This is a genomic window from Ferrovum sp., from assembly GCF_027317285.1.
Taxonomy (GTDB): Bacteria; Pseudomonadota; Gammaproteobacteria; order Burkholderiales; family Ferrovaceae; genus Ferrovum.
In genome coordinates, this window is sequence record NZ_DAHVHV010000001.1 from 172,883 (window position 1) to 181,479 (window position 8,597).

Annotated in this window: 13 protein-coding genes; 12 read left to right on the forward strand and 1 reads right to left on the reverse strand. The window is 58.3% G+C overall.

The genetic code is table 11. The annotated features are described in order from the left end of the window. The first annotated feature begins 5 nt into the window (after positions 1–5). Genes hisC through tatC form a run of 11 tightly spaced genes read left to right on the forward strand, consistent with a single transcriptional unit; the run spans position 6 to position 6,603 of the window. Positions 6–1,085: a histidinol-phosphate transaminase gene (gene hisC / locus M6F29_RS00835; protein ID WP_298156616.1), complete on the forward strand. Its 1,080-nt coding sequence runs from the start codon at positions 6–8 to the stop codon at positions 1,083–1,085. Positions 1,086–1,099: 14 nt separating this feature from the next. After that, complete coding sequence (gene hisB / locus M6F29_RS00840) at positions 1,100–1,687, forward strand: imidazoleglycerol-phosphate dehydratase HisB (RefSeq protein ID WP_363320314.1); 588 nt, start codon at positions 1,100–1,102, stop codon at positions 1,685–1,687. Between the two features lie 14 nt (positions 1,688–1,701). Further along, positions 1,702–2,337, forward strand: a complete 636-nt coding sequence (hisH, locus tag M6F29_RS00845) for an imidazole glycerol phosphate synthase subunit HisH (protein ID WP_366525904.1) — start codon at positions 1,702–1,704, stop codon at positions 2,335–2,337. A 34-nt stretch (positions 2,338–2,371) separates the two neighbouring features. Then, positions 2,372–3,121: a 1-(5-phosphoribosyl)-5-[(5-phosphoribosylamino)methylideneamino]imidazole-4-carboxamide isomerase gene (gene hisA / locus M6F29_RS00850; protein WP_297479543.1), complete on the forward strand. Its 750-nt coding sequence runs from the start codon at positions 2,372–2,374 to the stop codon at positions 3,119–3,121. After that, a complete protein-coding gene (hisF, locus tag M6F29_RS00855) occupies positions 3,118–3,882 on the forward strand; it encodes an imidazole glycerol phosphate synthase subunit HisF (RefSeq protein WP_297455161.1) in 765 nt (254 codons plus the stop codon). The genes hisA and hisF overlap by 4 nt, the downstream gene beginning before the upstream one ends. Next, positions 3,879–4,292 (forward strand): phosphoribosyl-AMP cyclohydrolase, encoded by a 414-nt coding sequence (hisI, locus tag M6F29_RS00860; RefSeq protein WP_298156622.1) that lies wholly within the window; start codon positions 3,879–3,881, stop codon positions 4,290–4,292. Before hisF ends, hisI begins: the two co-directional genes overlap by 4 nt. After that, the gene (locus M6F29_RS00865; RefSeq protein WP_297479240.1) at positions 4,282–4,638 is read left to right on the forward strand and encodes a phosphoribosyl-ATP diphosphatase; all 357 of its coding nucleotides are present in this window, start codon (positions 4,282–4,284) and stop codon (positions 4,636–4,638) included. The genes hisI and M6F29_RS00865 overlap by 11 nt, the downstream gene beginning before the upstream one ends. Further along, positions 4,635–4,988 carry a histidine triad nucleotide-binding protein gene (locus tag M6F29_RS00870; RefSeq protein ID WP_297455152.1) on the forward strand — a complete coding sequence of 118 codons (354 nt, stop codon included), beginning with the start codon at positions 4,635–4,637 and terminating at the stop codon, positions 4,986–4,988. The genes M6F29_RS00865 and M6F29_RS00870 overlap by 4 nt, the downstream gene beginning before the upstream one ends. A gap of 32 nt (positions 4,989–5,020) precedes the next feature. Continuing rightward, the gene (gene tatA / locus M6F29_RS00875; protein WP_297455149.1) at positions 5,021–5,263 is read left to right on the forward strand and encodes a Sec-independent protein translocase subunit TatA; all 243 of its coding nucleotides are present in this window, start codon (positions 5,021–5,023) and stop codon (positions 5,261–5,263) included. A gap of 12 nt (positions 5,264–5,275) precedes the next feature. After that, positions 5,276–5,839: a twin-arginine translocase TatA/TatE family subunit gene (locus tag M6F29_RS00880; protein ID WP_298156625.1), complete on the forward strand. Its 564-nt coding sequence runs from the start codon at positions 5,276–5,278 to the stop codon at positions 5,837–5,839. Continuing rightward, positions 5,836–6,603: a twin-arginine translocase subunit TatC gene (tatC, locus tag M6F29_RS00885; protein ID WP_297455143.1), complete on the forward strand. Its 768-nt coding sequence runs from the start codon at positions 5,836–5,838 to the stop codon at positions 6,601–6,603. Before M6F29_RS00880 ends, tatC begins: the two co-directional genes overlap by 4 nt. Before the next feature lie 29 nt (positions 6,604–6,632). Here tatC and M6F29_RS00890 read toward each other — a convergent pair whose 3' ends face one another. Beyond that, a complete protein-coding gene (locus M6F29_RS00890; RefSeq protein ID WP_298156628.1) occupies positions 6,633–7,823 on the reverse strand; it encodes a trypsin-like peptidase domain-containing protein in 1,191 nt (396 codons plus the stop codon). Between the two features lie 223 nt (positions 7,824–8,046). Here M6F29_RS00890 and petA point away from each other — a divergent pair. After that, a partial coding sequence (petA, locus tag M6F29_RS00895) for a ubiquinol-cytochrome c reductase iron-sulfur subunit (protein WP_298156630.1) occupies positions 8,047–8,597 on the forward strand: 551 nt, incomplete at its 3' end.

The following is an 8,597-nucleotide window of genomic DNA, read 5'->3' on the forward strand; positions in this document are numbered from 1 at the left end:
CCATCATGGAAGATCTGGTCCGTACCGTGGTGCGGGAAGATATTCGCGCGTGGAATGCCTACCCGGTCCCTGTCGCAGAGGGGATGATCAAGTTGGATGCCATGGAGAATCCCTACGGCTGTTCAAGCGCGTTGCGGGCCCGATTGTCCTCGACGCTGGGGGAACTGGCCTTGAACCGTTATCCTTCGCCCTCCGCCGTCCAACTCAAACGCCAGTTGGGTGCCTTGATGGGCTTGGCCGACGACACGCCCGCCATGGTGCTGGGCAACGGTTCGGACGAATTGATCCAGATGCTGGCCCTGGCGGTGGCAAAGCCGGGCGCAGTGATTCTGGGCGTGGAACCTTCCTTCGTCATGTTTCGTTCGATTGCTCAACTGGCCCAGGTGAACTTTGTGGGTGTTCCGCTCGAACCGGACTTTTCCCTGAATGGTCCGGTCCTGCTGGAAGCCATTGCCCGTCATCGTCCTGCGCTCACTTTCCTGGCCTATCCCAATAATCCCACCGGGAACTGTTTCGATGCGCAGACGGTGGAGGCGGTCATCCAGGCCAGCCCCGGATTGGTGGTGGTGGACGAGGCCTACTACCCGTTCACGGATCATTCCTTCAAGGACCGGTTGGGGCGTTATCCCAATCTGCTTTTGATGCGGACTCTGTCCAAACTGGGGTTGGCAGGGGTACGTCTGGGCTGGTTGTGCGGCCCCGCCGAAATACTGGCGGAAATTGACAAAGTGCGTCTTCCCTACAACATCTCCGTGCTGGATCAGGCGGCGGCGACGGTGATGCTGGAACATCGGGCCGAGTTGCAGGCACAGGTGGAAGCCATCGTTCAGGAGCGCGGGCTGCTGGCTTCGGCCTTGAGAACGCTGGCCCAGGTCACGGTTTTTCCCAGTGCGGCGAATTTTCTGCTGTTCCGCGTGCCTCGGGCCGGACAGGTATTTGACGGACTTCGGCATCATGGTATATTGATCAAGAACCTCGGTCAGGCACATCCGCTGTTGCAGGATTGTCTGCGCGTTACTGTGGGAACGCCCGATGAAAACCGGGCTTTTCTCGACGCGTTGAGCCGGGTGTTGGACTCTCAATGAATACGGACAAGAACATGCGCTGTGCGCGATTGACCCGCACCACTCTGGAAACCACCGTGACCGTTTCCCTCGATCTGGATGGGACAGGCGTTTCCCGTCTGTCTACCGGTGTCCCCTTCTTCGATCACATGCTCGATCAGGTGGCGCGTCATGGTTTGATGGATCTGGAAGTGGCGTGTCAGGGAGATCTTCATATCGATGCCCATCACACGATCGAGGACATCGGCATTACGCTGGGTCAGACATTTGCCCAGGCACTGGGGGATAAAAAGGGACTGGTACGCTACGGCCATGCCCTGATTCCGCTGGATGAAGCGCTTTCTCAGGTGGTGGTGGATCTGTCCGGCCGTCCTGGGCTGGAATATGGCGTGAATTATACCCGTGCCCGCATCGGAGACTTTGACGTGGACTTGATTCGTGAGTTTCTTCAAGGGTTTGTCAATCATGCCCAAGTGACGTTGCATGTCGATAACCTGAAAGGGCGTAATGCACATCACCAGGCCGAAACCATTTTCAAGGCCCTGGGGCGCGCCTTGCGCATGGCGGCGACCCTGGATCCGCGCAGCGCCTCCCAAGTCCCCTCTACCAAAGGCTCTCTCTGATACAGGATCGGAATGTGATGCGCATTGCAGTAGTGGACTATGGAATGGGGAATCTGCGTTCGGTGGCTCGTGCGCTGAACCGGGTGGCACCCGAAGCCGAAGTCGAGGTCACCGACTGTCCTGAACGGTTGCATGCGGCCCATCGCATCGTTTTTCCGGGGCAAGGGGCATTGCCCGATTGCATGAGACGTTTGCACGAGCGTCACCTTCTGGGGGTGGTGCGGGAATTGGCGCAGACTCGCCCCTTTCTGGGGATTTGTCTTGGGCTGCAGGTGTTGTTCGAACATTCCGAGGAAGGCGAAGTGGCAGGATTGGGGTTGTTGACAGGTAAGGTGCGCCGTTTCCCCGCGGATCGGTTCGGGCCCCAGGGAGAACGTCTCAAGGTTCCCCACATGGGCTGGAACGAGGTACATGCGACTCGCGAACATTTCCTCTGGCGCGGATTGGCACCGGATTCCCGTTTCTATTTCGTCCACAGTTACTACGTGCAGGAACTCGATGAGACAGAGTGTGCGGCGACCACCACGTATGGTTTTCCCTTTACCAGTGCGGTGATTCGGGACAACCTGTGTGCCGTACAGTTTCACCCTGAGAAAAGTGCTTCTGCCGGGCTGACCCTGCTGTCCAATTTCGTTCACTGGGCTCCCTGATCCATTATCCAACGTTCATGAAAAAGGTACGACCATGATTGTGATTCCCGCCATCGACCTCAAGGATGGCCGCTGTGTGCGTTTGCGCCAGGGGCTGATGGAAGATGCGACCGTATTTTCCGAAGAACCGGCCCAAATGGCCCAGCACTGGTTGTCGCTGGGTGCCCAGCGCCTCCATCTGGTGGACTTGAATGGCGCGTTTGCGGGCAAGCCGGTCAATGAACAGGCCCTCAAGGAGATCGTGGCCGCAGTGGATGGGGAAATCCCGATCCAGTTGGGTGGAGGGATTCGTTCCCTCGAAGTGATCGAACGATATCTTGACGATGGCATCGATGCCGTCATCATCGGGACGGCAGCGGTCAAGAATCCGGGATTTCTGCATGAGGCCTGTGATGCCTTTCCTGGCCAGATTCTGGTGGGACTCGATGCCAGGGATGGCAAGGTGGCGGTGGAGGGTTGGTCCAAGTTGACCGGCCACGAGGTCCTGGATCTCGCCCGCCGTTTTCAGGACTATGGGGTGGAGGGAATCATCTATACCGACATCGGGCGGGATGGCATGATGACCGGGGTGAATGTGGCGGCGACCGTGGAACTGGCTCGGGCTCTGCACGTTCCGGTGATTGCCAGCGGCGGATTGCAGGGTCTGGACGATATTCGGGCGCTGTGTCAGGCGCAGGAGGAGGGTATCAGTGGCGTGATTACGGGGCGTGCGATTTATGAGGGTACCCTGGACTTTGCGGCGGCGGTGGCGCTGGCGCGTGACTGGCCAGCCGGACAACAATGAGTCTGGCGCGGCGCATCATTCCCTGCCTGGATGTCAAGGGCGGGCGGGTGGTCAAGGGGGTGAATTTCGTTGCCTTGCGCGATGCCGGCGATCCGGTGGAGATTGCCCGGCGCTATGACGAACAGGGGGCGGATGAGGTGACCTTCCTCGATATTGCGGCCAGCGCGGAAGAAAGGGATCTGATCCTGCCCATCATCGAGGAAGTGTCGGCCCAGGTATTCATTCCCCTGACGGTGGGCGGGGGGGTGCGTGACGTCAGGGATGTGCGTCGATTGCTCAATGCAGGGGCGGATAAGGTCAGCATCAACTCTGCGGCATTGCAACGTCCGGATCTGGTGTCCGAAGCCTCGGACTTTTTTGGTGCCCAGTGTATCGTGGTGGCCATCGATGCCAAGCGTGCCGCCACGCCGTCGGGTTGGGGGGTGTTCACCCATGGGGGGCGGCGCCCCACCGAGTGGGACGCCGTGCTCTGGGCGCAGGAGGTGGCACGCCGGGGCGCGGGGGAAATCCTGTTGACCAGCATGGATCGGGATGGTACCCGGGAAGGGTTTGATCTGGAACTGACCCGTACCGTGGCAGAGGCGGTGGGCGTGCCTATCATTGCCAGTGGCGGGGTGGGCAATCTGCAACATCTTTGTGATGGGGTGCGGGTGGGGCTGGCCGATGCGGTTCTGGCAGCCAGCATATTTCACTATGGGGAATTCACGATTCGACAGGCCAAGGAAGCCATGGCCAGTCAGGGTATAGAGGTCCGTTTATGATCACTGCATCTCCAACACAACCTGACGCTTCCTGGTTGGATGCGCTACACTGGGACGCTGAGGGACTGGTGCCAGCCATTGCACAGGAAGAGGGCACGGGGACGGTGCTGATGATGGCCTGGATGAATCGCGAATCCCTGCAGCAGACGGTGCGCCGAGGCGAAGTCGTGTACTGGTCCCGTTCGCGTCAGCGCCTGTGGCATAAGGGCGAAGAGTCGGGGCATGTGCAGAAGGTGAAGAGGATTCAACTGGATTGTGATGGAGATGTCCTGCTCCTGACGGTGGAGCAGGTGGGGGGGATCGCATGCCATACGGGGCGCGCCAACTGCTTTTTTCGTACTCTGGAAGGGGACCGGTGGCACATATCGGATCCGGTGTTGAAAGATCCGCGAGAAATCTATGGTTCCTGAAGAAGTGGAAATTTTGTCTCGTTTGAGCCAGACTCTGGAAGCGCGCAAGGGGGCCGCACCGAGTTCGTCCTATGTGGCCAGTTTGTATGCCCGTGGAGTGGATGTCATGGCGCGCAAAGTGGGTGAGGAAGCGGTGGAAACCATCCTGGCGGCCAAGGACCGGGATCATCCTGCCCTGGTGCGCGAAATTGCAGACCTGTGGTTTCATTCCCTTGTGTTGTTGGTGGATCAGGGAGGGAGCGCCCAGGAAGTGTTGAACGAGTTGGCACGGCGCGAAGGCGTGTCAGGACATGTTGAAAAGGCTGCGCGCCAGGACGCGCAACCCCTTCAGGGAGCGGGATCATGAGTGAGTGTTTGTTTTGTCGGATCGTACGGGGCGAATTGCCCGGCCGCAAGGTCTATGAAGACGAGGAAATTCTGGCCTTCCATGATATTCACCCGGCAGCGCCGGTGCATTTCATGATCGTTCCGAAGGCACATCGCGATTCCCTGATCCAATGTACGGCCCAGGATGAAGGCTTGTTGGGCAAGATGCTGGGGTTGGCACCCCGCCTGGCTCAGGAGCAGGGCCTGACCGATGGTTTCCGTACCGTGATCAATACCGGTCCCGGAGGGGGTCAGGAGATTTATCACCTGCACATCCACATCATGGGCGGCATCAAATCCTCTCCACTGCCCCGCAGTGGAGATAAATAAAGGGTGCGTCATGCACCGAGGAGGAAGGAAACATGGGTGATCTATTCAGTATCCAGCATTTGTTGCTGTTGTTGTTGATCGTGGTGCTGATATTTGGAACCAAGAAACTGCGCAATATCGGGGCGGACCTGGGGGGTGCAGTGAAGGGGTTCAAGGAAGGCATGTCGGGTGCCGCCGCAACCACCGAAAATTCCGAAGAAAAACGTGGTCTGGACGAGAAAGCGACACCTTCTCCCGTCAAGGAAACGTCTGCTCAGGACAAGACCCCGTCTTGAGGACGGTGTTTGATGCTGGACTTTAGTTTCAGTGAAATTGGACTGGTGGGGTTGGTGGCTCTGATCGCCATTGGCCCGGAGCGCATGCCAAAGGTGGCGCGCGGGGCGGGCGTCCTGTTTGGACGGTTCCGGCGTTATACCCGGTCGGTCAAGGCGGAAATCGACCGGGAATTGCAGCAGGCGGAATTGAAGGATCTGGACAGGAAGATTGCCGAGGCCCGTGCCGAAGCGGCGCGCCAGATTGCGGCCTCGACCAGCGCGGTGGACCAGGTTTTGAACCAGCCGGTTCTGGACGTGCACGCTACCAGCGAGGCCGGCGAAGCGTCCCGCGTCTTTGCGCCCGCAACAGATATTGCCCCTGCCGTCCCGGCGACGGGCGACCCCGAAGCAGGGAACAGGGTATCTCCTGCTGAGGATGTCCCTTGGGGACAAGGGATCGAAGAGCCTCTGAAAGTCGGTCAGACCCTCTTTGGTGGGGACCCCTTCGGGGTTCGGCGTTCCACGCCGCGCCGCAGCCTGTCCCGTGAGCCACAACCGGCGCACGGTGCTTCAGAACCAGGCGCGGAGGAATCGTGAACGAAGAATCCACGACCATTCAGGAATTCATCGTCCATCTCGTCGAATTGCGTACCCGCGCGATCCGGGCCGTGGCGGCCGTATTTGTCGTGTTTGTGGCCCTTCTGCCCTTTGCCAACAAACTGTACACCTGGCTGGCTTATCCCCTGTTGAGCAAAATGCCCATCGGCGGGCACATGATTGCCACAGAAGTCACCACACCCTTTTTCGTTCCCATGAAAGTGGCCGGATTGGTGGCTTTTCTGATTGCCCTGCCCTACGTGCTGGCCCAAATCTGGGGCTTTGTGGCCCCGGGGCTCTATGAGCATGAAAAACGTCTGGCCTTGCCCCTGATTGTTTCCAGTACCCTGCTGTTTTATATCGGAATGGCTTTCGCCTATTTTGCGGTTTTTCCTTTTGCCTTTGGTTTCTTCGCCAATACGGCACCCCAAGGGGTGGAAATGATGACGGATATCGACAAATATCTGAGTTTTGTCATCAGCATGTTCCTGGCCTTCGGATTGGCCTTTGAAACGCCTGTGGCAGTGGTTCTGCTGGTCAAGCTGGGGATCCTGAACGTGCCGCAACTGCGTGCTGCCCGGCGCTATGTGGTGGTGTCCGCTTTTGTGGTGGGCGCCATCTTCACGCCGCCCGACGCGGTCTCCCAAACCTTGCTGGCTATTCCCCTTTGGTTACTGTATGAATTGGGGATCATGGTGGCCAGTCGGGTCGCGCCCAAGGAGGAAAAGGCCGAACCGTTGAAATTGTCGAACCCGGAATCCTGAAGAAGTTCAATCCAACGGCGCTTCCCGGTTTATTGATCGGGTTCGTCCAGGTTACGGATGGTGCCCTTGGGACGCCGTCCGATGCGAACAAAAAATTTGAGCGGCCGGTGATTCCGGATGACCTCGAGTTGTGCGGTCTGCCCGGGTTTGAGTGCCGCCACCTGATTGAGCATGTCGCGGGAATCGCCAATCGGATGCCCTTCGACCCCCACCAGAATGTCTCCCGCGTGAACGCCCGCCTGTTGTGCCGGCCCTCCCTTCAGGAGGGCGGAGATCAACGCCCCACTGGCGTTTTCCAACTGAAAGGAGTTTGCCAGTTCCGGAGTGATGTCCTGGACTTCTACCCCGATCCAGCCGCGTGTCACCCCGCCATTCCGGATGATTTCATCCATGACCTGACGAGCGAGGCTGACGGGGATACTGAATCCGATGCCCTGGGACCCGCCGGATTTGGAATAAATGGCACTGTTGATTCCGACCAGATTGCCTGCGCTGTCTACCAGAGCTCCGCCCGAATTACCGGGGTTGATGGCCGCGTCGGTCTGGATGAAATTTTCGAACGTATTGATCCCCAGGCGGCTACGCCCCAGGGCGCTGACGATGCCAGCGGTGACGGTTTCACCCACGCCAAAGGGATTGCCGATGGCCAGGACCACATCTCCCACCTGAACCTGGTCGGATGATCCAAAATTGATGGCCGGAAGGTGGTCGAGGTCAATCTTGAGTACGGCCAGATCGGTTTCCGGGTCCGTTCCGGCCACGGAGGCTCTGATGGTGCGTCCGTCAGACAGTGCGACCTGGATTTCCTGGGCTCCATCGATGACGTGGTCATTTGTCAGAATGTAGCCGTCGGGGCGTACAATGACTCCCGACCCCAGGCTCATCTGGGCTGGGGAATTGTCCTCGGAGCCGTTATCCCCGAATAATTGACGCGGTTCGCCGGGGGGTGAGTCGGCGCGGTGAGGCGGGGTTTTGCTCGTGAATATATTGACGACGGTGGGCATGGCGCGGTGGGCGGCATCGCGGTAAGAACCCAGGGGTTCCCCCGCAGGAGACGGCGAGGGAGTACCCGAGGAGGCTGTGGAACTGGATGAGTGCGCGGCAGTTTTCCAGGGAGGGGAAAGTTCCTCCAGAGGGATATGACGGAAAAAAGTCAGGGCGAAAAGCCCCCCCGCACAAAGGGTGACGGCCTGGGTAAAAAGTAGCCAGAGTTTTTGCATTGGGTCAATATTGGGTAAGTTGTGACAGGATATTATTTTTCGTTTGATCAAAAAAATAAAAATCCATTAATAAATAAAATGTTATGGATGTTTGTCGTCGAACTGTCGGTATCATGGGAAATTAAGGGTGAGACGCCTCGATTTGATAGAATGACAGGTGAACCGTTGTGTGTTCAGAGCGTGTCGAACCATACGAACTATAGCTGAAAAGAAGGTGAATGGCATGGACAAAATTCAGGCGGATCGGGGGCGTCGGCGTTTGCTGATCGGAGTGACTTCAGCCATTGGCGGGGTGGGCGTAGGGGCTCTTGCCACGCCCTTCGTGCTGAGCATGCTTCCCAGTGCCCGGGCCAAGGCGGCAGGGGCGCCGGTGGAGGCGGATATCTCAAAACTGGAACCGGGTATGATGGTCACTCAGGAGTGGCGCGGTCAACCGGTCTGGATCATCAACCGGACGCCAGCCATGATGGCGCAACTGGAAAAAAACGCGCATTTGTTGAGTGATCCGGACTCCGATCGGTCCGAGCAGCCGGAGCCTTGCAAAAATGTGGCTCGGGCCATGCCGGGGCATGACAATATACTGGTCGTGTTGGGGATTTGTACCCATCTGGGGTGCTCTCCCACAGAGAAACTGAAAGCTGGAAATGAAGGAGGAATGGGATCTGATTGGCCGGGAGGATTTCTCTGTCCCTGTCATGGTTCCAAATACGATCTGTCGGCGCGTGTGTTCAAGAACATGCCGGCACCGCTCAATATGCGCATCCCGCCTTATAC